The organism is Staphylococcus sp. GDY8P67P, from assembly GCF_017892545.1.
GTDB classification, from domain to species: Bacteria; Bacillota; Bacilli; order Staphylococcales; family Staphylococcaceae; genus Staphylococcus; species Staphylococcus ureilyticus.
Map to the genome: position 1 here is coordinate 1 of NZ_JAESLH010000004.1, position 25,968 is coordinate 25,968.

The 25,968-nt window shown below is 31.4% G+C and carries 25 protein-coding genes and 1 pseudogene; 7 read left to right on the forward strand and 19 right to left on the reverse strand.

Annotated elements, in window-relative coordinates; translation table 11 throughout:
- Positions 1–257: 257 nt before the first annotated feature.
- The 9 genes from KA833_RS00080 to KA833_RS00120 form a co-directional block, all read right to left on the reverse strand.
- Positions 258–659, reverse strand: a complete 402-nt coding sequence (locus KA833_RS00080) for a GNAT family N-acetyltransferase (RefSeq protein WP_210128245.1) — start codon at positions 657–659, stop codon at positions 258–260.
- Positions 660–692: 33 nt separating this feature from the next.
- A complete protein-coding gene (locus KA833_RS00085) occupies positions 693–1,724 on the reverse strand; it encodes an NAD(P)/FAD-dependent oxidoreductase (RefSeq protein ID WP_019468852.1) in 1,032 nt (343 codons plus the stop codon).
- A gap of 205 nt (positions 1,725–1,929) precedes the next feature.
- Positions 1,930–2,343, reverse strand: a complete 414-nt coding sequence (locus KA833_RS00090) for a DUF2871 domain-containing protein (RefSeq protein ID WP_019468851.1) — start codon at positions 2,341–2,343, stop codon at positions 1,930–1,932.
- A 119-nt stretch (positions 2,344–2,462) separates the two neighbouring features.
- Positions 2,463–3,047 (reverse strand): YcnI family copper-binding membrane protein, encoded by a 585-nt coding sequence (locus tag KA833_RS00095; protein WP_210128244.1) that lies wholly within the window; start codon positions 3,045–3,047, stop codon positions 2,463–2,465.
- Positions 3,048–3,058: 11 nt separating this feature from the next.
- Complete coding sequence (locus KA833_RS00100; protein ID WP_210128243.1) at positions 3,059–4,315, reverse strand: copper resistance CopC/CopD family protein; 1,257 nt, start codon at positions 4,313–4,315, stop codon at positions 3,059–3,061.
- Between the two features lie 375 nt (positions 4,316–4,690).
- Positions 4,691–5,134: a ribose 5-phosphate isomerase B gene (gene rpiB, locus KA833_RS00105; RefSeq protein ID WP_019468849.1), complete on the reverse strand. Its 444-nt coding sequence runs from the start codon at positions 5,132–5,134 to the stop codon at positions 4,691–4,693.
- A gap of 32 nt (positions 5,135–5,166) precedes the next feature.
- A complete protein-coding gene (gene dhaL / locus KA833_RS00110) occupies positions 5,167–5,799 on the reverse strand; it encodes a dihydroxyacetone kinase subunit DhaL (RefSeq protein WP_210128242.1) in 633 nt (210 codons plus the stop codon).
- Between the two features lie 12 nt (positions 5,800–5,811).
- On the reverse strand, positions 5,812–6,810 hold the full coding sequence (locus KA833_RS00115; protein ID WP_046207592.1) for a dihydroxyacetone kinase subunit DhaK: 999 nt from the start codon (positions 6,808–6,810) through the stop codon (positions 5,812–5,814).
- Between the two features lie 48 nt (positions 6,811–6,858).
- Positions 6,859–7,941, reverse strand: coding sequence for an MDR/zinc-dependent alcohol dehydrogenase-like family protein (locus KA833_RS00120; RefSeq protein WP_064209326.1), 1,083 nt, complete (start codon positions 7,939–7,941; stop codon positions 6,859–6,861).
- 174 nt (positions 7,942–8,115) lie between these two features.
- Between KA833_RS00120 and KA833_RS00125 the strand changes: the two genes are divergently transcribed.
- Complete coding sequence (locus KA833_RS00125) at positions 8,116–8,877, forward strand: DeoR/GlpR family DNA-binding transcription regulator (RefSeq protein ID WP_019468844.1); 762 nt, start codon at positions 8,116–8,118, stop codon at positions 8,875–8,877.
- A 94-nt stretch (positions 8,878–8,971) separates the two neighbouring features.
- On the opposite strand, the gene KA833_RS00130 is transcribed toward KA833_RS00125, so the two are convergent.
- The 4 genes from KA833_RS00130 to KA833_RS00145 all read right to left on the reverse strand — a co-directional run bounded on the left by KA833_RS00130 (position 8,972) and on the right by KA833_RS00145 (position 14,825).
- Positions 8,972–10,444 (reverse strand): Na+/H+ antiporter NhaC family protein, encoded by a 1,473-nt coding sequence (locus KA833_RS00130; protein ID WP_040030123.1) that lies wholly within the window; start codon positions 10,442–10,444, stop codon positions 8,972–8,974.
- Between the two features lie 29 nt (positions 10,445–10,473).
- The gene (locus KA833_RS00135; protein ID WP_064209325.1) at positions 10,474–11,805 is read right to left on the reverse strand and encodes an LLM class flavin-dependent oxidoreductase; all 1,332 of its coding nucleotides are present in this window, start codon (positions 11,803–11,805) and stop codon (positions 10,474–10,476) included.
- Positions 11,802–12,818 carry an MsnO8 family LLM class oxidoreductase gene (locus KA833_RS00140; protein WP_070812615.1) on the reverse strand — a complete coding sequence of 339 codons (1,017 nt, stop codon included), beginning with the start codon at positions 12,816–12,818 and terminating at the stop codon, positions 11,802–11,804. The genes KA833_RS00135 and KA833_RS00140 overlap by 4 nt, the downstream gene beginning before the upstream one ends.
- Before the next feature lie 339 nt (positions 12,819–13,157).
- Complete coding sequence (locus tag KA833_RS00145; protein ID WP_210128241.1) at positions 13,158–14,825, reverse strand: Na/Pi cotransporter family protein; 1,668 nt, start codon at positions 14,823–14,825, stop codon at positions 13,158–13,160.
- A 298-nt stretch (positions 14,826–15,123) separates the two neighbouring features.
- On the opposite strand from KA833_RS00145, the gene KA833_RS00150 reads away from it, so the two are divergent.
- Positions 15,124–16,062 (forward strand): magnesium transporter CorA family protein, encoded by a 939-nt coding sequence (locus KA833_RS00150; RefSeq protein WP_046207586.1) that lies wholly within the window; start codon positions 15,124–15,126, stop codon positions 16,060–16,062.
- 347 nt (positions 16,063–16,409) lie between these two features.
- On the opposite strand, the gene KA833_RS00155 is transcribed toward KA833_RS00150, so the two are convergent.
- On the reverse strand, positions 16,410–16,985 hold the full coding sequence (locus tag KA833_RS00155) for a peptidoglycan recognition protein family protein (RefSeq protein WP_064209323.1): 576 nt from the start codon (positions 16,983–16,985) through the stop codon (positions 16,410–16,412).
- Positions 16,986–17,206: 221 nt separating this feature from the next.
- Here KA833_RS00155 and rsp point away from each other — a divergent pair, with 221 nt between their 5' ends.
- Together rsp and KA833_RS00165 are read left to right on the forward strand one after the other, a co-directional pair.
- Positions 17,207–19,306 (forward strand): AraC family transcriptional regulator Rsp, encoded by a 2,100-nt coding sequence (gene rsp / locus KA833_RS00160; RefSeq protein WP_210128240.1) that lies wholly within the window; start codon positions 17,207–17,209, stop codon positions 19,304–19,306.
- Positions 19,307–19,452: 146 nt separating this feature from the next.
- The gene (locus tag KA833_RS00165) at positions 19,453–19,794 is read left to right on the forward strand and encodes a DUF4889 domain-containing protein (RefSeq protein WP_019468837.1); all 342 of its coding nucleotides are present in this window, start codon (positions 19,453–19,455) and stop codon (positions 19,792–19,794) included.
- 225 nt (positions 19,795–20,019) lie between these two features.
- On the opposite strand, the gene KA833_RS00170 is transcribed toward KA833_RS00165, so the two are convergent.
- Entirely contained in the window at positions 20,020–21,294 is a 1,275-nt protein-coding gene (locus tag KA833_RS00170; protein WP_210128239.1) for a cation:dicarboxylate symporter family transporter, read from the reverse strand.
- A 475-nt stretch (positions 21,295–21,769) separates the two neighbouring features.
- Positions 21,770–22,126 carry a DUF3139 domain-containing protein gene (locus KA833_RS00175; RefSeq protein ID WP_046207583.1) on the reverse strand — a complete coding sequence of 119 codons (357 nt, stop codon included), beginning with the start codon at positions 22,124–22,126 and terminating at the stop codon, positions 21,770–21,772.
- Positions 22,127–22,520: 394 nt separating this feature from the next.
- On the opposite strand from KA833_RS00175, the gene KA833_RS00180 reads away from it, so the two are divergent.
- The 3 genes from KA833_RS00180 to KA833_RS00190 all read left to right on the forward strand — a co-directional run bounded on the left by KA833_RS00180 (position 22,521) and on the right by KA833_RS00190 (position 24,033).
- A complete protein-coding gene (locus tag KA833_RS00180; RefSeq protein WP_046207582.1) occupies positions 22,521–22,961 on the forward strand; it encodes a MarR family winged helix-turn-helix transcriptional regulator in 441 nt (146 codons plus the stop codon).
- A 227-nt stretch (positions 22,962–23,188) separates the two neighbouring features.
- Positions 23,189–23,560 carry an Hsp20 family protein gene (locus KA833_RS00185; protein WP_046207581.1) on the forward strand — a complete coding sequence of 124 codons (372 nt, stop codon included), beginning with the start codon at positions 23,189–23,191 and terminating at the stop codon, positions 23,558–23,560.
- 41 nt (positions 23,561–23,601) lie between these two features.
- Positions 23,602–24,033 carry an Hsp20/alpha crystallin family protein gene (locus KA833_RS00190; protein WP_019468832.1) on the forward strand — a complete coding sequence of 144 codons (432 nt, stop codon included), beginning with the start codon at positions 23,602–23,604 and terminating at the stop codon, positions 24,031–24,033.
- A gap of 59 nt (positions 24,034–24,092) precedes the next feature.
- Here KA833_RS00190 and KA833_RS00195 read toward each other — a convergent pair.
- From KA833_RS00195 to KA833_RS00205, 3 genes and pseudogenes are all read right to left on the reverse strand, one after another.
- Positions 24,093–24,288 (reverse strand): annotated as a pseudogene (locus tag KA833_RS00195) (MFS transporter); the annotation flags it as partial.
- A 59-nt stretch (positions 24,289–24,347) separates the two neighbouring features.
- A complete protein-coding gene (locus tag KA833_RS00200) occupies positions 24,348–24,884 on the reverse strand; it encodes a GNAT family N-acetyltransferase (protein ID WP_046207580.1) in 537 nt (178 codons plus the stop codon).
- 179 nt (positions 24,885–25,063) lie between these two features.
- A complete protein-coding gene (locus KA833_RS00205; protein ID WP_210128251.1) occupies positions 25,064–25,882 on the reverse strand; it encodes a formate/nitrite transporter family protein in 819 nt (272 codons plus the stop codon).
- Positions 25,883–25,968: the final 86 nt, after the last annotated feature.

A 25,968-nucleotide genomic window follows, 5' to 3' on the forward strand; every position in this document is an offset into this window, starting at 1 on the left:
CTTTGAAGGGAGCATATCATTCTGGATTAGCTCTCTTTGCATCTCGCAAATTAATCCGTATAGTTTTCTAAAAGATGGTTTGGTATCATTCACTCTGAATGTGAACGCGTTGTATTATCATTAAAAAATGATATCAATTAGCACAACATCACACACGTCAGATTCTATCTTTATGATAGAGCAATGGACGTGTGTTTCATAGATAACTATCTTTAAACTACTGCTTCGCATTTAAACATTCTTCAACATATTTAAATTTAGTATTTGATATACATCCCACAAGAATGAGGTTCCGTAGTCGTAAATCCGAATTGTTCATACAATTGATCTGCAGGATAATCTGCGATTAAACTCACATAAGTACCATCTTCTGCAACAGATGATATATATTTCATAATATTAGTCATAACCTGTTTACCATAACCCTGACCTTGATAACGTGGTTCTACTGCTATGTCAATAATTTGAAAAGCAGTACCGCCATCTCCAATTACTCTGCCCATCGCTATTAATAAGTCATCATCATATACTGTAATGTCAAAGCATGCATTTGATATCCCTTTTTCTGTCGCCTTTTGTGATTTTTCACTTAACCCAGCTTTTTTTCTCATATTTCTATAATCTTGTACTGTAGGCGCTTCGTACTTTATTTTAACCATGTATTTTCATCCCCCAGACTGCTAAACCATGATTTATAAATATTTTTTCATCACTACTTTATTAGATTCTTTGAATGCATCATTATGACTCGATACATAACCTTCAGGAGCTGCTTCTGGTTCAACATAAAGCTTTGCTAGATTAGCTGCGTTTGCTGCGTCGCTAAAAGCACTCGCGATTAAGTGTGCTTTTGCTTCATGATAAATAATATCACCACAAGCGTATAGACCTTCAATACTCGTTGCAGTGTTACCAAACCCTTTAATATTATATTCACTATGCATATCAACTTGAGTTGTAGATTGTTCTAATAATGTATTTTCTCTATCGAATCCATGACTGACGATGACTTCGTCAAAAGCACGTACCTCTTGTTCCCCTGTTTCAATATTTTCCAATATCACTTGTTCTATACGCGACTGGGTAACGTCTCCTATTAATTGATAGATATGTGTGTTGGGTAACTTTTCTACTGACAATCCATCTAATATATTTTTCATTGCTTCATAACCCTTGATATCCGCTTTTCGATAAATTAATGTCACACTTTTAGCATAGCCACTTAAATCATTTGCCCAATCTAGAGCAGAGTTACCTGCCCCTGAAATCAATACGTTTTTGTTTTTAAAATGTTTTAAAGATTGCACAACATAATGTAAGTTTGTTAATTGATATCTTTCTGCTCCCTTGATATCAAGTTGTTTTGGATTAATGATGCCACCACCAATGGCGATAATAACAGATTTGGATTTATATATATTTCCTTTATTGGTCTCTACTTCAAAATGACGTTCAGCCAATTTCCTAATATCTATCACACGTTCCTCTAAATTTACTTTAGGATTAAAATGTAGTCCTTGATTAACAGTATCTTGTATAATTTCATAGCAAGGTTTCGGTGCCAATCCCCCGATATCCCAAATAATCTTTTCAGGATACACGTGCATTTTACCTCCTAGCTTATCTTGAATATCAATAATTCTTACATTCATCCCTCTTAATCCAGAATAAAAGCTCGCGAACAAACCGGCTGGTCCACCACCGATAATGATTACATCATCCATAATAATCCTCCTACATGTACTACTTATTAATACCTATTATCCTATTATTGATAATGCTTATCAATTAAAAAGGGTGACTTTTTAATAATTAATTACTTTATATGTATAATGGCTTTAAAATAAAATAAAAAGACGATCAAATTCGTATCGATCGTCTGCTATATCTATGATTGCTATATTTGTTTTAAAAATCTATTTAGAGAAATTATTTTTCTGATTTTTTGACAATGGCGTTTTTAAGCAAGAAGAATAATAAAATAAAACCAGCTGTAATCACTGTATGCCCCATTCCTGCATAGCCAGCAAATGATTCTGGAACTTTAAGTCCCATCACTTGGTAAGTGCCTTTCGTAAACATCATACCAATCGTTACCAATACACCTATATTATACACAATAAAGAACCAATTAAATAAATAATAACTACTCAAATTAAATACTTTTGTTACTGGTAATAAAATGAGATGCATAAACATTCCTAATATTAACGTATGCGTATGTACTACTACTAATTGTGTATCACCTGTAAAGTCATAAGCAAGTGTTAATTCACGATAATAAAAACCACTAAGCAATCCTAAGATTGTATAAATTAAAAAAGCGTATAATATTCTGCGCATTCAAAATCCTCCTTAAAAATTATTATAAAATAAATTTAATTAAAATACAGTGACAATTCACCAAACTTCACAAAAAAGCCAGTAATCAAAATCTGATTACTAGCTTAATCACTTATGCTTTATCTTTCTTTACGAGACTTTTTAAAAATTGCTATGAGCGCTAAAATAATAGCTATGATAGATACAATCCATAAAGCGATAGAATCATTGCCCGATTGATTATTTCCAGAATCAACATCAGCTTTTTTGGATACTTTAGTCATAGGTGATGGTTTTTCTGCGTCTTCATCACCATTCCATTTTACAGTTTCTCCATCGTCATAAGTTTGATAAGCATCCCATTTAAATTCGCCTTCTTTATCAGGATTTGCTACTTGAATAGGTAAATCGACAAATTCATTGGGTCCAATACCTTTATCTTTAGCTGTCCAAGTGATTTTGGTAATATTACCATCGTCATCTTTAGTTAATTTATGATCAAATGTTTCCTGTGGTGCAACACCTACAACATTTACACCTTTGGGTACTTTCAACTCTATTTTTGTCGTGTTCGCTTCTTTTTCTACTGGAACTCTAACATCATATTTTTCATAAGAACCTGGTTCACTTGTGTCAGGATTCATAGTCACATGTGCATGAGCACTTTTGGAAAATACTAAAATAGTAAAACAAACTGCGATGGCTAAAATAAATTGTCTTTTCATCTTTTAAACTCCTATCCTGGGATATTTAATTGACTCATAATTACACCTGCTAATATGAGTAAAATACCTATACTTAGTTCTATGATTAATGCAAATCTATTTGTCTGACGATGCTTACCAAGCGCTCTAGTTGTTTGATAAAATCCTAACGTCATCATCACAAATGTTAGCAGAATCTTAATAAGTAATAAAACGCTCCACGTTTGAATATTTTTCCACAATGTTAAGACATTCGTTTGGTCAATTGACATAAGGACACCTGATATGACAATTAACATGACAGCGCTAATATTTACTTTTAATAAAAAAGGTCTCATTTGATTTACTGCAAATTGTTTTTTACCCAATACCATCACCACTAAGTATATCAAAGCGCCTAACCAAAATGAGATTCCAGTAATATGGATCACTCTGATAAAAATCGACCATATTGGTACAGATTGAGACCAAGCATGTCCAGACATACTAAGCGCAATTAATATTAGACTTGGAATGAATATATACCAACTTGTAGCCATATTTTTCAAAGTGAAAAGCAATAATAATATGATAACTGCAATCATTGTTAATATGAATGGTGTTTGCAATAAAGTTGCTTTTTGTAGACTTAACACATCTGACACAACATCAGAAGATAAAGTCATCATATAAATTAAAACTGTGATAACGGAAATCATGACCAACGTCAAAATGGTTGGCAGCGTGTATGTTTTAAAATTTAAATGAGGTAAACTTTGTCTTTTAGCTAAGCGGTTGACAAAATAAAGGCCGGTAAGTGTAATCAATAATCCTTCTATTATAAAGCGCGTAACCCCAAACCAAAAATCTGCCTTTTCATAAAACGGTGGTGCTGTATCAATTCCATTTGCTGTCTGTTTTCCAACTGAAAATTCAAAACTATCATTGATTTCATGGCCATCTGCAGACATTGTATGCCATTTTATACTGTGCGTACCTTTATTTAAATTTTCAATAGGAAATGTCAATGTTTGAGAGGAACCTGTTGTACTTGGTTTTACTTCAGTCAATTCAGAACCATTGTCATCATAAATCTTTATGCTTGAATACTTTGAATGGACTGGTTCATTAAATTGTAATGTTATTTCTTTTGGCGCGTTTTCAACCACACTATTTTGTGCTGGAGTAACTTTTTCTAAAGTTGCATGTGCTGAAACTTGCTGAGAACAAGTAACTATCCCAATGATCAACGAAATTATAAATATAACATAAGAAAACTTATGAAGTTTAAATGTTAATTGCACTTTCATCCCCCTTTTTCAAAAAGTTTATATTATCAATGATATTAAATGAAATATATATTCACAATATAAATTTCATTTTGTCATTTTTTGGACAAATAATTATAAATTAAATATTATTGTTCCAATTAATTAGAAATAAAATATTAGTTTTGTTTCCATTAAAAATATTTATAATGTGTTGTTATAAAAATAAGTATTAAACTAATGCTAAATTTGTTTTTATTAGAAATGCTAAGTTACAAATTATGTATAAATTTAATTTAAATAGCAAAGGACTAATCCGTCGACTCTCACACGGACTAGTCCTTTGCTTTAATTATGCGCTTTAGGCCTCAACTTCTTATTCTTCAAGAATGATATGGTTTACATAAATATAACGCATTAAAATTCATCTTGTTCAACTTGCACAATTTTATCTACTTTACGTTGAGAACCGCCTTCCCAACTTACATTTAAGTAAGCTTCAACATTTTTTTTAGCAACTTCTATACCAATAATTTGTGCACCCATAGTCAGTATTTGAGCATTGTTACTTAACTGTGCACGCTCTGCAGAATAGTAATCATGCGCCAAAGCAGCGCGTATGCCTTTTAATTTGTTGGCTGTTATCGCAACGCCAATGCCAGTTCCACAAATAAGAATACCACGTTCATTATCTCCTTGTTGGATGCTTTTACCAACTTTAGCAGCAACATCTGGATAATCCGTCTCTGCACAATGATGACAACCAAAATCTTCGACTTCATGGCCGAGTGCTTCTATATGCGTTTTCACTGCCTCTTTTAAGTCGTAACCATTGTGGTCTGCACCGATTGCTATTTTCATTCTAACTCCTCCTTATATACTTATCACTTCACTTATACATATGATTTAAATGTATTTAACATCAGATACGCTGACATCGCGCCAGGATCTACATGACCTTGCGAACGATAGCCTAATCGCTTAGAACGGCCTTTATTTGAAACAATATCCTTTGTACTTTCCATACCTTTTTTAGCCTCTAAAAGTGCAATCTCAAATGCTTCCTTGAAATTAATAGTTTGAGATTTAGATGTTTCTAATGAAAGATAGAATGGTTCAAGTGTATCAATCATCGTTTTATCACCTATTTCAGCTTTACCTCTTGCCTTAATTCCTTTACTGAATGCAATCCAAAATTGATATAAATCTGTATCATCTAATTCAGTTTTATTTTTCACTGCAACTGCTGACTTTAAAAAACCTGAAGCATATAAAGGACCTACAGATGACCCGACTGCATCCAAAAAGCTTTTACCAACAGCAACACTGATTTTTGCAATATCATCTTGTACTTGTAACTCGTTATGAATCGTACCTTTTACAGCTTGATAACCAATATTCATCGTCACACCATGATCACCATCACCTATTTTTCTATCTAATTCACATAAGTTATCTTTTTGTTCTTCAAACAACTCAGCTAATGCTAGGATGAATGATTTATATGTTTCACTTGTTAATGTCACTACAATTTCCTCCTAGACTTCTTTAAAATTTGGACAATCGACAGGATGATCTATACATGACTTTAACGTCTCGTCCACCTTCATCAATGTTACTGAGAAGCCACCCATTTCCATTGATGTAATAAAATTACCAATATACGATTTGTACGTCTTTATATTATTTTCATTTAATATTGCATCAACTTCTTTATTGATAATATATAATTCCATTTGTGAGGTTGCACCCAACCCATTTACTAACACAACCACTTCATCATCTGATTGATAAAGACCTTCTTTCAAAATGTTTTTCATAATAACTTGGACGGTTTCTTTTGCTGTGCGAATCGTTGTTTTTTCAATACCTGGTTCACCATGATGTCCTAATCCAATTTCCATCTCATTATCTTCAAGATCAAAACTTGGTTTTCCTGTTTGCGGTAAATAACAAGGACTTAACCCAATGCCCATCGAACGTGTATAATCATTTGCCAGTTGTGCAATACGACGTACTTCCTTCAAATCATAGCCAAAATCAGCAGCAGCACCTGCAGCTTTATAAACCAGTAATTCACCTGCTATGCCACGTCTCTCTTCAATTTCCTTCGCTGAAGCAACATCATCATTTCCTATTACTACTGCTGTTTCAATATCATCTTCGACTTCTGTCATTTCGCTGGCCATTTCAAAATTCATTAAATCTCCTGCATAATTTCCATAAATATATAACACACCATTGCCGTCATGAATTTCTCTAGTTACAGCTTGTATAGGAATTGGTGAAGGTGAAGCGAAAATATTACCTACTGCCACACCATCAGCCATACCTTGACCAACATATCCGATAAAAGCTGGCTCATGTCCTGATCCTCCACCAATTAAAACACTCACTTTACGATTAGGGTGTCGTTTTTTTCCAATTAATGCTCTTTGATGCAAGTTTGAACGTCTAATATATTCAGGATAAGCAATTAAATATCCGGCCATTAATTCTTCTATAACGTCATCAGGATGATTAATCATCTTTTTCATTTAAAGTCTCTCCTTTTAACTATCTATGTTATCTATCACTTTGCTGTTTTAAGGTACAAGCACAATTTTCAATGACTTATCTCCTTTTTTCATCAATTCAAAGCCTTCTTCAAAATCTTGCAGTGGCAATTGATGTGTTACTACGCCTTCAGTTGGATAATCACCATTTTGTATACCATTTATCACAAGCGGATAACAGTAAGGTCCTAAATGACTACCCATTAAATCTAGTTCTTTACGATCAGAAATGATGCTCCAATCAACAGTTACTGGATCCCCAAATACAGAAAATTCGACAAATCTTCCTAGTTTTCTAATTGCACTCAAACCCTGTTCAACAGATTTAGGATGTCCTGTCGCTTCAATGTAAGTATCACAACCATAGCCCTCAGTCATATCCTTAATTTCTTTTACTATGTCAACTTTTGCTGGATTCATTACAATGTCTGCACCAAACTGTTTCGCTAATTCTAAACGATCATCTTTCATATCTAGTACAACCAAAGTTTCAGCGCCAGATTTTTTAGCAGCTCCTATCATGCCAAGCCCCAGTGTTCCAGCACCAGATAATACAACGAAATCTCCTAATTTGATGTTTGCACGTTGCACTGCATGTAAACTACAAGCATATGGTTCAATTAGAATTGCTTTTTCTATAGGTAGATCTTCAGGAACTTTATAATTTATTGCTTCTTTAGTGAATTTCATGTATTCAGCCATACCGCCATTGACATTATTTTGGAAACCGTATAAATCGTGTTTTTCACACATCCAATACTCTCCACGTTTACAAAATCTACATTCCCAACAAGGTACAATCTGTTCAGAAATGACACGATCACCTATTTCAAAATCAGTCACATCTTCGCCTTTCTCAACAATACGTGCAATAAATTCGTGGCCCGGTATCATCGGTGCTTTAATATAAGAAGGTTGCGTTTCATCACCCCAAAAACTTGGTGCTCCGCCATACGCTTTAATATCTCCTGCACAAATACCACATGCTTCAACTTTCACTATAATTTCTTTTGAATTCTCAATTGTTGGCGTCTCTACTGTTTCATATTTATAATCCCCTGGCGCATATGCTACAACTGCATTCATTTTGTCTGGATAATTTTTATTCGTCATTTTCAACAACCCCTTCTTTTATTAGAAAACGCTTTCATTTATACCTATAATTCTAATATATATTTTCATTTCTTTCAAATATTTTTTCGTTTATTTTCGTTTTGCTTTTGTTTTGTTATTTTTATAAAAAATTGTGTTAAACTAAATTATGAACATAAGGAGGTTGCGAATCATATGAAAATGTATGCAGATGAACGACGAGAGCACATATATACTTATATAAAGTCACATAAAAGAGCTACTGTAAAACAACTTTCAGATTACTTAAGCGTGACAGAAGCAACAGTTCGGAGCGATTTAAGGCTTTTAGAAAGTGAAAATAAGATTACACGTACACATGGCGGAGCAAAAGTAAATGATACGATGACTTCTAAATTAAACTTTTCTTACCGCTTAACACAAAAGCATCGTGAAAAACATAAAATAAGTGAGCATGCGTTAAATAAAATCGAACCGCAACAATGCATACTCATCGACGCAAGTTCAACTACATATGAGCTTGCAAAATTAATATCTGAGACAACAATGGAACTTACGATTATTACAAATGGATTGGAAAATGCAGTACTCTTAAAAGAAAATCCTAACTTAACAGTGCTCGTAGTTGGAGGGTTTGTATCACAAGATTCAAATGCAATTACTGGAAACATTGATTCACAAATTTTAGAAATGTATCATATTGATTATTTCTTTTTATCTGCAAACGGTTTCACCTTAGAAAATGGTTTGACTGATTTTTCATTACCTGAAGTTCAACTCAAAAAGCAGATGGTTCAAGAAAGTGAAAAAGTAATTGCTCTGATAGACCACAGTAAATTTGATATTTCATCTACTTTATCATTTGCTAAAATCACTGATATTACTGAAGTTATTACTGATGAACCCCCCCAAAAAAAATGGCTACAAAACATGCCATTTAAGTTAACTGTTGTTTAATTTCAAAATTAACAATTTAAAAAGCTGTATCAATTAGAATAATTTAATACCTAATTGATACAGCTTTTTTACTTAAAATAATTATCCAATCTTTTTATATACCACCTGACCATCCAACAGTAGTGAAGATATACAACACAATTGAACCTACGATGACCCAAATTAAAAACAATGGTGCCATAAATTTAAACCATGAACTAAAATTAGCTTTCGCAATAGCAATCGCACCTACTGTCGCACCCAATGTTGGCGTAATTAAATTACCTAATCCACCGCCAAAAGATAGTGAAGTTAACAGTATTTGGTCATTCACACCAAGTGTATGCGTAACTGGTTGTAATATTGGAACCATGACACTCATTAAACCTGAACCAGATGGTACTAAAAAATTAAATACTGTTGCTACTAAAAATATTAATATTGATACGACACCAGCTGACGAACCATCAAGTTGTGTCGTTAATCCGTTGACAATCGTACTTAAAATCTTACCTTTTTCTAGAATAACGCTGATTGTGTTTGCCATGATAATAGCAAAAGCAACCACTAGCATTGGTTTAGCTCCTGCTAGAAATCCATCCACCATTTCACTAGGCCGTTTACTTTTTATTAAGTAAGCAAGCACAAAACTAATACCAAAAACAGTAATGAATACACCATTTCCATATTTCTCAGTCCAACTTAACATGCCGTTACCTATTGCTAATACTATAGGTGTAAAAATCACTAATCCTACTACAACCAAATCTCTCCAATTAATTGTTCTATCTTTCAAATCAATTTCTGTATTTGTTGTTTGCACATTATTTTGTTGCCAAGATGTAGTATTCATCAAACTTTTATTTGGTGATTTAATAACCCTTCTCGCATACCAGATAACATATAATAAAGTGACCAATAAAAACACCGTATACATAATTGCTCTCCCACCATATCCTGAATATAAAGTGACTTCCGGATAAACGATTTGACCAATTTTAGCCATACCTGAAGGAGAAACTGAAAATGCCATATACAAAGGTAGGAAGGTCATGCCAAGGGCAATAATTGGATCTAATTTTAACCTATTCGCTAAAATGACACCGAGCGTAACAAAAACAATCATCTGATCGCCACCTACAAAAAACCCTATAAACGCCATTAAAGAAAATAATCCTATAATGAGTGGTAAAGCACCTGCGTGTTCAAATCTATATATCATATAATTAGTTAACTTTGTCACTGAGTCCAATTGCAACATACCTCCAATTGCCCCACCAACAAATAGCAATAAAGTTACAGTTTGAGCTGATTGTATACCCCCATTTAATATTAAGGTAATTGCATAAAACGGATTAACTGGATTTTGTGAAATAGCATGATAAGTTCCTTGTACAATTTCACCACTTTTTGTCGTGTCAAATTCACCAGCTGGAATGACATATGTCAGTAAACATGCAAACATCATCATCATCAACATCATTAATAACACGTGTGGCAATTGAAATTTTCTTTTTTCTTTTATTTTTAATTGGTCTTGTTCAACATCTGTTTGCGAATGATGTGAAGTTGCACTATATTCAGACATTCTATTTCACTCCTTAAAAATCATTTAAATTAGATATGCTCTACTTTTGTGTTTCGATATCGATTTTCTTTAAACGGAATACCAAGATGATCACGTAATGTACTACCTTCATAAGATTTCGAATAATAACCTTTTGTTTCTAATATCGGTAACACTTCTCTTAAAAATTCATCATATATTTCACCATAGACATGTGGTCCAAAGATAAAGCCATCTGCTGCACCTTGTTCAAACCATTCAATTATTAATGCTGCTACTTCTTCATAAGTGCCTGTAAATGGTGAACGTCTTACAGTTTCTTCTAGAGCAACTTCTCTTAACGTTAAATTTTGTGATTTCGCACGTTCAGCAATTGCATCAGTAGTTGCACGAAAACTATTTTTCCCTACGTCACCTAACTCTGGAAATGGTGCATCTAATTCGTATTGAGTAAAGTCATGGTGATCATAATATCTTCCCAAGTAGTCTAAAGCCTCTTCAATTGTTGCTAATGATTTAAGTTCATTTAATCGTCGCTCTACTTCGGCTTTATCTTTTCCAATGACTGGTGCTAGCATTGGATAGACTTTAACATGGTCGGGATTACGCTCAAATGCTTGGGCTTGTTTTTTAATACTGTCATAATTACTTTTAGCAATTTCAAGTGACTCACCAAGTGTAAAAACGGCATCAGCATATTTAGCTGCATATGCCTGTCCTTTAGGAGAAGCTCCTGCTTGGAATATAACAGGTTGTCCTTGTTCTGACCGACTTGCATTCAAAGGACCTTTAACTTGGAAATATTGACCTTTGTAATCTAAAGTATGCATTTTACTTTTATCAACATATTCACCATTTTCAACATCGAACGTAAACGCGTCATCTTCGTACGAATCCCATAATCCTTGTACAACTTGGATATGTTCTTCAGCAATATCATATCGAACATCATGTTCTGGATGATCTCCTTTACTATAATTGTCAGCACTCCCAGCTAAAGGCGAAGTTACCACATTCCATCCTGCACGACCTTTACTAATGTTATCAATGGTTGAAAGTTGTCTGGCCACTGTGAACGGTTCACTATACGAAGTTGAAATCGTACCAACTAATCCAATTTGCTGCGTTATAGGAGCAAGAGCTGCTAAAAATGTTAAAGGTTCATGTCTATCTAAAAAATGTGGTATCGATTTTTCATTGATATATAATCCATCTGCTACAAAAACGAAACTGAAGCCAGCTTTTTCTGCTTTGCGAGCAATTTCAAGTTGAAATTCAAAATTTGTACTTGCATCACTTGGAACCTCACTTGATTTCCAAGCATGCATATGACTACCAGGACCGTTCAACATAATTCCAAAATCTATTTTTTTATTTGTCATTTTACCCCTGCTTTCAAAGTCGATTTTTTATATACACGCGCTAATTGCTCTACTGTTTTTAATCGTAATGAATGATTTTGAACGGGCATATGAAACATAAATTCATCAACTTCATCATCTATATTTAATTCATGAATCTGTTGTTTTATGGACTCAGCTGTACCATTAAATACCTCTATTTGTTGTGCTTCAATTTCAAATGTCCTTGAACTTTGCTTTTTAAAATCATCAATTTGGTGTTCACTTGATACCGTTAATTTTTGACCGTCATCAAAGTGTAAAACATAGTTTGTACGCCCTTCTTCAATTAATGCGTACTCCGCTTCGCTATTCGATACAACAGCAGCCAAGGCAACAATTATTCTCCCCTCAGGGTAAAATGCTTTGTATGTACGAATGGCTTTTTGTAAAAGTTCATTATCCGAATTCAAAAAATATGCATAAATAAATCCTACTTTTTCTTCTGCTGCAAAACGCGCTGATCGTTCACTGCCACCTAAAAGAAAAACATGTGGTTTTTCAACCTCTTTATTACGAATCGTTGTTTTTAAATTTGAATATGGATTTTCTTTAGGAAAGTTTCCATTATTAAATTGATTTAATAGATGAAATTTATCATTGAAAGATGTAGGTGAACTTTTGATATCTTCTTGCAATGCTTGTGTCGCTAGAGGAAAACCACCAGGTGCTTTACCTATACCTAAATCTACTCTTCCCGGAGCGATTTGGCTCATAAAATGAAACTGCTCAATCACTTTAAATGGACTATAATGCTGTAGCATAACCCCACCAGAACCAATGTTTATTCTACTTGTTTGGTTTAATAGATGTGTAACTAATATTTCAGGACTCGTACCAACGACTTCTTGTATATTATGATGCTCTGCAACAAAATATCTTGTATAATTCAGGTTTTCTGCTAATTGAGCGAGTTCAACTGTTCTCTTTATCCCGTCGCTAACTGCTTCATTATGATCTATCGGACTTTGATCAAGTATACTAATAGATGTCATAAACAATCCCCCAATCGATTTCTGAAAATTATATTAGTTTCAATCTTATGCTCACGGCAACATTTTGTCAAGTATCCTTATCGTTTTACTAAGGATTAAGAGAGGGATTGCTTTTGCCATCTCGAGTACTCCATTTTTTACATACCATTTATCATTTAAATTGAAAATTGTTAACCAAGTACACTTTTCTCATAAAAAAAGAGCAGAGTAACATCACCCTTTAATAAAGTGATGTTATTCCGCTCTAATTTAAAAGACTAAGCATAAAATTTATTTCTGTTATGGCTTGCCTCATTATATGATATTAAATTTTGCATACATTGTGGTTAAAATAACTTTTTAATATGACCAACCCAAAGTATGTTCCACTTCATCATCCTCATGTTCAATATTATCTATATCAATCATAGATTCTGAAATGTTTCTAGAATGGTAACCAATACGCTCTAAGATAGCTATCATATCTAGATATAGCAAACCACCTTCTAAAGAACATTCTCCAGAACTTAAGCGCTTGATATGTTTCTTCCTAAGATCATGTTCTAATGTATACGAATCGTTACTCAAACGAACGATTTCATCTTTTTTAACTCTGTCATATACGTTAAACATATCAATTGTTTTTTCAAGTGACGCATCGACATGGTCATATAGTCTTTCAATACTTTGTTCTGCTTTTGCAGATATTTGAATTGATTCTGTTTCTTTTTTCTTTAAATCCAATAAATAAGCTTCTGTTAAACTTGCTACTTTAATAAACGTTCGATTAACATCGAATAACACAGACATTCTTTCTGCATCTTGTTTGGATATCTTCTTCTCAGAGATTTTTGTTAAATATTGTCTTACATTGTCATACATACTTTCCACAGCTGCATGCTTCTGAATTATATCTTTTTCTGTTTTATCATCATAGTTCTTAGCATATCTAAACATATCGAAAGTCATATGACCTATATTTTGAATTTCATCTTGAGCTTCTTGTAACGCGATGTTAGGAGCTCTGTTGATTAAATTTTTATCTAACATTCTTGGTTTATATTTTTCATTCAAGTCTTCGCCTGGTACTAACTTCGTCACTATCCATGCTAGGATGAAAATAAATGGCAATTGAATAATTGTGTTTGTTACATTGAACGTACCGTGTGCAAATGCAATAACCATTTCAGGCTTTAAATTCATAATCCCTTGCATCCATTCAATAACTAATTGATAGAGAGGCATGATTATTAAGAAAATGATAGCGCCAATTACATTGAAGAGTACATGTACAGCTGCCACACGTTTTGCCGCCAACGAGCCTGCTAAACTGGCAAGTACTGCCGTGATTGTCGTACCAATATTATCGCCTAAAAGTACAGGAAGTGCACCCTGTAAACTAATTAAATCATTGGCAAAGAATCCTTGTAAAATACCAATTGTGGCACTTGAACTTTGGATAATTACTGTTAATAATGTACCTGCTACCACACCATATAATGGATTCGAAGACATATCTAACATAATTTGTTTAAAAGAGTCTAAATTTGCTAATGGTTTAACTGCACCACTCATAAGTTCTAAACCATAGAACAATGCACCAAAACCAAATAAAATCATACCCACATTTTTCACTTTACGTTTTTGAATAAAGAAAATTAGAAATGCACCAATTGCTAAAATTGGCAGCGAATACTCACCGATATCAATACCTATAATAAATGCAGTAACTGTAGTACCAATATTCGCTCCCATAACTACTCCAATTGCCTGACGCATTGTCATAAAGCCTGCACTAACAAGACCTATAGTAATTACTGTTGTGCCCGAACTACTTTGAATTAATATCGTTACAATCATACCAGCCAAGACACCCATTAAAGGGTTACTTGTAAAAGTATTTAAAATGCTTCTTAATCTATCACCAGCTGCGGCTTGTAAACCGTCTCCCATTTGTTTAATACCATATAGAAAAATACCTAATCCACCAATAAAGGTAAAAATAATCTCCATTACAGAAGAATCCATCGTTACACCTCTTTAAAATATTTGTAAACTATGTGAAGTATAACTAATTTTTGTTAAGCTAATGTTAATTTATCATTAAAATTACATCGTATTTTCTCAACATTTCTGTAATCTTATTTCACCAATACATGCAAACCTTTCCAAATTCGTTAACCATGCAGATTTTACAATATGATACTTATAATATCCTTAAATTAATTCTTTTTATAAGTATTACAATTAAAATTGAAAGATACTTGTCAACCGCTCTAATCTTCGCTAATATAATTAAGAATTTAATGAAGGGAAGATTTGTATTGTGATTACTGCTTATAAACATACTCAAACACAAGAAATAATAACATCAACTTTAGACCATGATGCTTCATGGATCAATGTCGTTGACCCAAATTGGGAAGAAATAGAACATTTAATAGATTTATACCATTTACCAGAAGATTTTATTAGAGACCCTCTAGATACTGAGGAAAGTTCTCGTGTTGAATACGATGAAGAAACAGGCTATTCCCTCATAATCCTTGATTTGCCAGTTGTTAATGATACAAATCTTAATGTGCTCTCGTTTATAACAATTCCTCTAGGTATTATTATTGGTAATAAAAAAATATTTACTGTATGTAATGTGGAGAACGAATTTCTAGAAAAATTTAGCCATCAAAATTTAAATTTACATTTTCATAGCCGATTCGCGCTCAATATATTATTAACGATCGCGAATCATTATAATAGAAACCTTAGATTATTAAATAAAACGAGATTACGTATAGAACGTGATTTAAAAAATAATGTTACAAACAAACAACTATATAATTTAATGGAAGTTGAAAAGAGTTTAGTTTATTTCTTAGCAGCATTAAAAGGTAATGAAACGATAGTAAAGAAACTTTTCAGATTACCTGCAATTAAACGATTTGAAGAAGATGAAGATTTGTTGGAAGATTTAGTCATAGAAAATAATCAAGCTTTAGAGACCACAAGATTATACACGGATATATTAGAAAGTATTACAACTTCATATGCATCACTACTTTCAAATGAAATGAATAATACGATGAAAACATTGACATTATTTACTGTCTTTTTAACATTACCAACTTTAGTATTTAGCTTTTTCGGCATGAATGTTCCATTACCTATTGATGAACATAGCTATGTCTCTTGGGTTATCGTGATCGCTATTTCACTAATTATCGTTTCATGTGTAGGTGCATTTCTATGGCGAAAGCAAAAGTTTTGATATAGAGCAAACACACATTTAAAAATAACTAGATATAAAGCTTATGCTCAATATGAAAGATTCTATCATGTGTTATTGTACTGAATCTTGAAATTTGTACTTTGGTTTTCTGTAATATTCTAAAAGCTTGTTTCCTCAAAAATTTAGGAGACATGCCTTTTAAATTTATTTCACTTTTTTTATTAAAATTTATATATTGAGAATAGCTTGTCACATCAGGTTAATTTTCAAAAATAAAAACGTCAATTTCTATATGATTAGAATTGACGTTTTTAAATATTATAATCCAAACTATTTTTTGCTGATGGTAAAAATAAATATTAGCTGACTTTAATTTGATACTGGCCTTAACCTAAAGGCATAATATCTTCTTTAGTAATATCATCATAATAATATTTTATTTTATAGATAAAATAATCTTTCAATCTATTCATGTTTTCCAATGTGCTTGAAGCTTGTTCCAAATGAATTAACCACGATCTTGCTGGACACTCAGTATCATAAAATTCTTTATGGATTCTTACTGTTTCTCTATTAACAGGCAATTGATATTTCTTTAAAATTGCAGCTGCTAGCCAAAAGCTAACCTCTTCTACCTTCATAAATGCACTATCTGTTAATATACCATTGATTTTAGACTGACATCTCTCGATACCAATATAATGCGTATTGGCAAATGTATTTCCGCAGTGCCATTCAGTATATTGTGTTGGATGAAACCAGTAACATGTGTCTTGGTCGATGTAGACGCTCGCCCATCCTTTTTCTAATTCGTTTTTTTCAATGCGCTTATTTAACCATGTAATGTAATTTTTGGCAGAATAATTTTCGGCATCATCGTGTAGAACGACACCTAAAATATCTTTTTTTCGTTCAGTGATTTTCTCCTCTATTTCATAATAATTTGAGTATATATGCTCCATTATTTTCCCTCTTTAATATTTAAATTTTTAAATTTTTACAGCATTAGTTCGTTTAATTTATTTATTCCAAATTTAATGGTGTACACAATTTAATTTTATCGATTGAATTAGCGCTTGAAATAAGAAAATAGTTATATTTAATATATTAATATTCACAACTATTTATTATATAATGTAATTTAGTCAATATAACAATATGTTATCAGGAGTTGCTAGATAGAATGGAACATGCCACATTATGTATCCACGATTTTTTAACTACAGACACGCAACGTTGTATCAACCAAGTCATACTATTATTTTCATTAAATAGTAAATTGAATATCAATATTAATGGTAAACAAACTTCGGTTGAAAACAATATCGCTATCATCAATCATAGTGATTTATTTTGTATAACTCACGCAGAACAACTTGTTGAACTAAAAATACCAATACAACAAATCATCCCGCTTAATCAATTATTTTTTAATTGTTATTATGATGCAAAAGCATTGCATGCTCAAGAATACTTGAAGTATTTAATACTAAACATGATTGAAAAATTAAATACTATGAATTCAATGGAATTACCTCAATTAACTGAGCTTATTTCTACCTTAGAGCAAGAAACTAAAAAATCAACTGATTATGCTTATATACCGACAATCCATTCTGAAAATGAACTTTTAAATAAAATATCAGATTATATTCAAAAGCACATTACACAACATATCATGTCCAAAGAAATTTCTTCAATTTTTTATATTTCTAGTTCATACATATCGATTTTATTTAAAAAATATTTAGGTATTAGCTTTAAACATTATGTAGTAAGTTTAAAAATTGCGCTTTCTCTTAATGAACTTATTAATAGTAACAAAACCATTTATCTTATTTCTGAAAATATAGGTTTCAATCATTATGCTAACTATACTCATCAATTCAAATATCATCTCAAGTTAACACCGCTTGCTTACAGAAAAAAGCTTAATATATTGCACAATAATCCTATTACGTTATTAACTACTGATATTAGCGGATATTCACACTATTTCAAAGCCTACTTAGATGACCATAATCAATCACTTGATAACGAAATTATCAATTTAGACCACTTAAAGTATAATGATTTGGCAAAACAACCTACCATCTTTATTCATATTGATAATCTAATGGATATAATTCAAACAAATTTAAATCAAAAACTTAATTTTAGTGACCTTACAAACTGCTATTTACTTATAAATAATGTGAGCAATCTAGCATCAGCTTCACTCAATTTAAATGGGATTGTCAATTTAATCGATGCTATTTTTTCTAACTGTATAGGCGTAGTTATTAGAATTAAATCCATGGAAGAATATAAAAAAATAGAACAAGTGATTTCCCAATTTTTAATATTCAAACCTAAATATCATGCTAATGGTAATATGTATAACTTTATGATTCTATTTGATTCAGAATACTTAAAGTTAAATGATATAAACAGATTGTACATTAAAGTCAGAAGTTTAAATATTAATATCAAATTAGCAATCAATGTAGAAGGCGTGTTAACCCAAACTCAAAGCCTTAAACACACTTTCACACTCTTACATAGATTTAATTTTGACTTTAATTTTATTGATGTAGAACGTAGCGAATTACGTACAATGTTATTAAAGCATAGCCATCAATTCGATAATGTATCAAGTTATAGTGATTATTATAATAAATTCGTCACACTTTCTAAGCTACAACCTAATAAATGTGTGTACTCAAAACTTACTAAAAATCACTTCACTCAATATAATCAAAAAGCGCCTTTAGGAATATCAGAAATTATGCAACATACAATACAATTGATTAAAAATGGTTCTGCTGTTGGCTATGAACTAATGAATAAATGTATATATGACGTTGCATTAATGAATCATCACGGCATATATGAACCCATTGTATATATAATGCAATTCTTAAAGCCATTTTATGGAAAAGCGATATTAATACAACCTAATTATTTAGTTGCAAAAGATAAACAATGTACACATTTACTATTATTTAATGCCAATACGCACACAACGTTAAACAAGCGAAAGTTTATATTAAAACAACAAACAATTATTTCAAAATTAATTTTATTTATACGTACGTTAAATAGAGAACATGGTTTTATAGATTATGCTTTACCTCCTATATTTAATGATATTTTCATTGAACAATCACTGTTAAAAAATATAGAACGTTCAAATATGCCGAAATCAGAATTACGACACACTACCTATCCACACACACCTATTGAGTTTGATATTGGTCGAGATGAGGTGAAATACATTCGCTTATCACCTACAAATAAATAATAGTGCAGCATAGACATGAAACTTTAAAAATAAGTACATATTAGCACAATTTAATTTAAAAGTTTTGTCATCGCTTATACTTCAATTGCATTATGCTAAAATATCAGATATAACTGAAGTAAAGATATATAAAGGAGAATCTAATTTTGAAAAATAAAATGTTTGCAATTATTATCAGTGCAGTAATGGTGATTGTAGCTATTGTCTTAGTTATTATGATGGTTTCTGGTGGTCAAAAAGAGACATACTTCGGCTACATGAAAAATAGTACAACTGCTGATAAAGTAGTGAGTGAAAAAGACCATGAAGTAGAGGAAAATGTAAAAATACCTTCTAAATCAGGATTTAATCCTAAAAAAGGTGATTTTGTAAAACTTATTAAATCTGAGGACGAAGACACTTATAGTAAAATGGAAGTCGTTGATCACGATGACATTCCGCATGGTCTAATGATGAAAATTCACGATATGGACATGAAAGGCATGTAAATAAGTAAAACCGCGTCACAAATCAGCCCTATAAGCATTTCTTAGAAGTGCTTATGGGGCTGTTTGTGCCTTAAATAACATTAATTTTGTTTAACCCATCACTTGTTTTCAAAAACATCCTACTGTTGTTGTTTTATAATTAACATAATATAACCGTAATTAACAAAAAAGCACTGAATAGATTTATTTTCTATTCAGTGCAAAATGTCAGAATTTTAATTTAGTTTATATCGATTTTAGATAGGCTTGACCCTTCTCTTTGTCATAAGCATTTTCCCATTTTGCAATAACAATGGTAGATAATGCGTTACCTAATACATTTACACAAGTTCGTACCATATCTAATAGTCTATCGACACCGATAATCAATGCCAGTCCTTCAGCTGGTAATCCCATTGTTGTCAATGTTGTAATAAGTACTACAATTGATACTCCTGGTACGCCCGCCATACCTTTTGAAGCAACCATCAAAGTAACCATTAACATGATTTGTTGGCCGATGGACATATCTATGCCATACATCTGAGCAACAAATAAGGCTGCTATTGATTGATATAATGCAGATCCATCAAGGTTAAATGTATATCCAATTGGTACTACAAATGAAGTAATATCTTTTGGAGAACCAAAGTTTTCCATTTTTTTCATTATTATTGGTAACACAGATTCAGAACTTGATGTTGAAAATGCTAATACTAGTTCATTTTTTAGTATTTTAATAATAGAGAAAATACTAATACCGCATAATCTAGCTACGATACCAAGTACAACAATAATAAAGAATATCATTGCACCGATAACCACTAATAGTAATTTTAATAATGGTATTAATGCTGAAGCACCAAAAGTCATAATTGTCGTACAAATAAATGCGAATACGCCAATAGGTGCTAATTTCAATATTTTATTAATCATCCAAAACACAGCTTCTAATGCACCACTTAAAACCGCTTTTACAGGTTCTGCTTTTTTACCAATTGCTGATAATGCAACACCAAAAAACACTGCAAAGAAAATGATTGGTAGTAATTCACCTGAAGTCAATGCCTCGAAAAGATTTTGAGGCACAATGTTTACAATTGTATCGATAAAGTGATTTCCATATGTAGATGATTCGGCAGCTTTTGCCGAGGATTCATATGTTGAAATATCACCTTTGGGTAATTTATCTGGATCTAAACCTTTCCCTGGTTTAAATATATTCGCAAAAAGTATACCTAGTCCTATAGCTATTGTTGTTATAATTTCAAAATATAAAATTGTTTTAAAACCGTAACGTCCCACTGTTTTAGATTCACCTACATTGGATATAGATAATGCTAGTGAACAAAAAACAACTGGAATTACAATCATTTTTATTAAATTCAAGAAGACATCGCCAAAAGGCTTAATGTAATTTGCAATTTCATCGTGCCCATAAAGTAATAGGCCTACGATAACACCTAATACCAAAGCGATAATAACTTGCATTGGTAAACTGATTCTTCTTATAATTGCCATGATGTTTCTCCCCTTTTTCTGACATTGCTTAATTATATCAAAATAATTTTTATATAGATATAAATTTTTTCAGCAAAAAGAGTTGATATTACACTTAATTTTTATTTTTACTCATTTTATATATATATAAGTAACATAATTATTTTGACAAATATACAAAATTGGCGTTAAAGACTATGATATCACGCTATGATCGCTTACTAAAAGTTAGATATAATGATATAATCACAAATAAAACCACTACTCTTTTAGTCTATTTTTTATTTGAGTAACATAAGAAATCGGTATGATTTTTATATACATTTCACTTGGAATAGTGCTCAAAATGCTTATGTTTTTTAATTTTTACTAAAGTAATCTATACGATAAAAGCATTCAATAAAAAATGGCTGATGCCATAAATAAATACGGTACCAGCCAACTTTATCTTGTTTTGCTTTAATCTATAAAATAATAACATCATTAAAAATAACTTTTATTCTTTAGGTTGATATTTTTCTTTAAAAGCATTATGTTTTGCGCCTTTGACATTTTTCTTAGTTTCTGGATCAAAACCTTGCACCAAAATACCTTTATATGTACTAATCGGTTGAACGACATAAGTATGATCTGAATCATCTTTAAATTTAATTTCTTTATAATACAAACCTTTTTTAGCACTATATAATGTTTTCTCTGTTTGGATTTTATCAGTTAGATGAGTTTCATCTAAATAGTTATCAACTAACTCTAAATTTTTGTGACCTTGATAAGTTCTTAAACCAAAGAAAAAAATTACAGCCAAAATTAACGAAATAATTAATAGTCCTAGTATTTTCAAAAACGTCTTCATTATTTATCTCCTTTTAAGTAAAAACAATTATTATACATACTCCATTGTTAATCCTCATACTCTTAAATTCCTAGACTACTTATTAAAATTCATAATATTAATATTATGAACGATAACAAATAAATTATAAAGTATTATTACCTTTTGTAACAAAATGTTCTTAATTTTTCGCTTATGTATAACTGTATATATTATAAAATATACATATATTCTTTATTACTTTTTGAATAATCCGTTCAGGACAATTTCACCTAACTTTAATATGAATGAAATTAATAAAATAACTCAAATAACACTTTCACAACAGTATAAAAATATTATGAATAAAGACACAACTGTTCCTTGACAATGTACGTAGTTCATAATAAGGTTAAATTTCAAAAGGGGTGATTAAATGGAGGACAAATTAAGTTACTTAGAAGAACAACTGTGCTTTCTATTTTATGTTTCATCAAAAGAAATAATAAAAAAATATACTTCATATTTAAAAGAGTATGATTTAACATATACTGGTTATATTGTTATGCTCGCAATTAAAAAAAATGAAAAAATCAACATCAAAACACTTGGACAACGCGTTTATCTTGATTCAGGTACGCTAACACCATTACTAAAAAAATTAGAAAAAAAAGGGTTTGTTAGTAGAACACGTGAGATTGATGATGAACGTAATTTACAAATTGCACTTACCGAACATGGTGCAAAAGTTCAAGATTCATTATCCGGTGTCTCTAGAAAAGTTTTTGGTGAATTTGATATGGATATCGATGAAGCCGTTCACTTAAAAGAAACACTACAAAATTTTGTGAATAAACATTTCACTAAAGAAATTTAATATATTAAGAGGCAAAGAAACGTTTAAAGTGTGTAGTTTATTTATGCTATTTTAAACTTAAACTTGCCTCTTTTTTATTTTTTCTAATTATACTTATGTTAACAATCATTGATACGCCATTTTTGATATGATCATACATTTAGAATAATCAACGCTCATAGTTTGACTTTGACTTTCTTTGACTAATGTATTATAATATTAATGTAAGGTTAAAGGAGAGGTGAAAAATGATGCAAAACACTCAAAATCTTTCTACAGATATTCTAGAAAATTTATTAACCGAGCATCATGATTTTAACGTAGATGTATATGAATCAAGTAATGCATATCAAGTCATGGCTGAACTGCCAGGTTACAGTAAAGAAGATATAGATATTCAATTTGATGAAAAGACTTTAACAATCAGTGTTACAAATACTTCTACAACAACTCAAAACCAAGATAATTACTTGATTAAAGAGCGCAATTTTAATAATCAAAGTAGACAATTTATATTTAAAAATGTAGATGAACCTAATATTAAAGCAATGCTAAACGATGGTATATTAAATGTTACGTTACCTATTAAACATACAAAAAAACAAATTAATATTGATTAAATCGTAACAAAATAAATTTATTATATAAGGAGAGATGCTTTATGGCATTCAATATGAAACCATTCGATAATTCATTTTTCGATGCAAATCCTAGTGATTTATTCAGAGACTTTGGACGTCAATTTTTCGATCAATTTCCAGGAAGTAATAGCATTAAAACAGATGTCAAAGAACTTGAAGATGCTTACGTAGTAGAAGCAGAATTACCAGGTATGAAAAAAGAAAATATTAATCTTCAATTTGAAAATAATGTTTTAACAATAGAAGGTAAACAATCATTTGAAAATAATAAAGAAGATGAAAATGGACGCATGATTCATCAAGAACGCAGCTTTAGTGATGTAAAACGTCAATATCAATTTGATAATGTTGATGAAAATGGCATTAAAGCTGCTTACGAAAATGGCATGCTAAATGTGACGCTACCTAAAAAAGAGAAAAAAGAGTCTTCTTATAATATTCAAATTGATTAAACATTAAAAGCAACACTTCATAAAAGTGAAGTGTTGCTTTTTTTATGAAATTTATAGTTTTAGTTTACATTTTTAACCATTCTCGACATTGTTATTAATGCTATAATTCCAAATATCGCTAATAATAAAAAACGCTAAATGACTGGAACCTGTGACTATTGTGACATAAGAAATAACAATGGGTGGGAAGAATCCCCCCAAACCGCCCATCATAGAAACAATACCGTTTGCAGTACCTGCCTCTTTACTAAAATATAAAAATAGGAAATTCCCTTAGCTAAAACCTAAAGGAATCCCCTACTACATATCATCGCTTAAAATGGCGGTTGTCCTAATACTTCTTCATCAAAACGATCTGGAATTAATACTTTTCTCATAATAACGCCTAAATCACCATCGTCATTTTCATGTTCTGCATATACTTCATAACCTCTTCTTTTGTATATATCTAATAGCCATGGATGTTTGCGTGCAGATGTACCCAATGTCACTGCTGGTACCTTAAGCGTATCTCTAAGGAAGGTTTCTTCAACGTATTTTAATAACTTGCCGCCCAATCCTTGACCATCATACGAAGGTTTTGTAGCAAACCACCATACAAACGGATAAATAGAAATACGTCGTTTTGCCTCCCAAGGATAACGTACAGTTATCGTTGAAATAATTTCCGTGTTATTTTCCAAGACAAAAGTCGTACCCGTTTGTAAATTTTTTTCGACCATTTCAACACTAGCGTTGACAGATGGCCAATCAATACCTAATTCTCTTAATGGTGTAAATGCTTCATGCATTAATTTTTGCAATGCTTCAGCATCATCTATTTCAGCAATTCTAATATTATAGTCAGACATTTTGTCACTCCTTAGCGTTTCTCTTAAAGCTTCATTTTATTAAATCTCAAACATTAATTTACAGTAATACAATATGGTTTCTTGATAAATGAGTCAATTTTTTTGTTTTATAGATAAAAAATAAAAGACAATACGATTTCATTAACGAAACCGCATTGTCTTTCTACTTTATCTTAAAATCAACTGCGCAAACTATCGCGTTTACCGTTTAAATAAGCATAAACCAGCCCAACAAATATACCTCCACCAATATAATTACCTATAAAAGCAAAGACTATATTTTTTAAAACGTGTAGCCATGCGACAGCGTCAAAATTATAAAAAACCATACCAGCATATAAACCTGCATTAAATACTACGTGTTCATAACCCATAAATACAAAGACAATAACACCACAGGCTATGAAGAAAGCTTTAGATAAACCATCTTTAAATTGAATTGATACGTAAATTCCAATATTTATGAAGAAATTACAGAAAATGGCTTTTACTAAAATGGCATACCATGTCGTATCTATGGTCTTTCCATCTACAAGCGTTGTTAAACTTGTCACCATTTCCGTTGTCATTATAGGCGTAAACTTCATTAACCCAAATAATACAATACCTCCAATAATATTAAAAAAGAAGCATACTAACATGATGAGTAACGCCTTGTTCATACCGATAAGTTTATAATACCATCCAACTGTTAAATACATAAAATTACTCGTTAATAATTCTGAATGTGTTAGTACGATTAATACTAAGGCTAAACTGAATGAAATAGCGCCTATTAAGTTAATGAGTCCTTCATTTGCACCATCAAATTGTGTTTTTATTGCAAGCATGAAAACTGTTACAATGGCTAACAAAAATCCAGACATAATCGATTTTAATGCATAACGTCCAGGTGTTTGGTCAAACATTACATCCTTCATTTGAACTTGATTATTAATGTTCTTAATTGTTTCGCCTGACATATATGTATCTTTGATGGCTTTATTATTCTCTATCAACATCGACACCCTTCCCCTTTAAAATATTTAGATTTCAAACTTACAGATTCATTGTATTATTTTTTATTCAAATTTAATAGACGTAC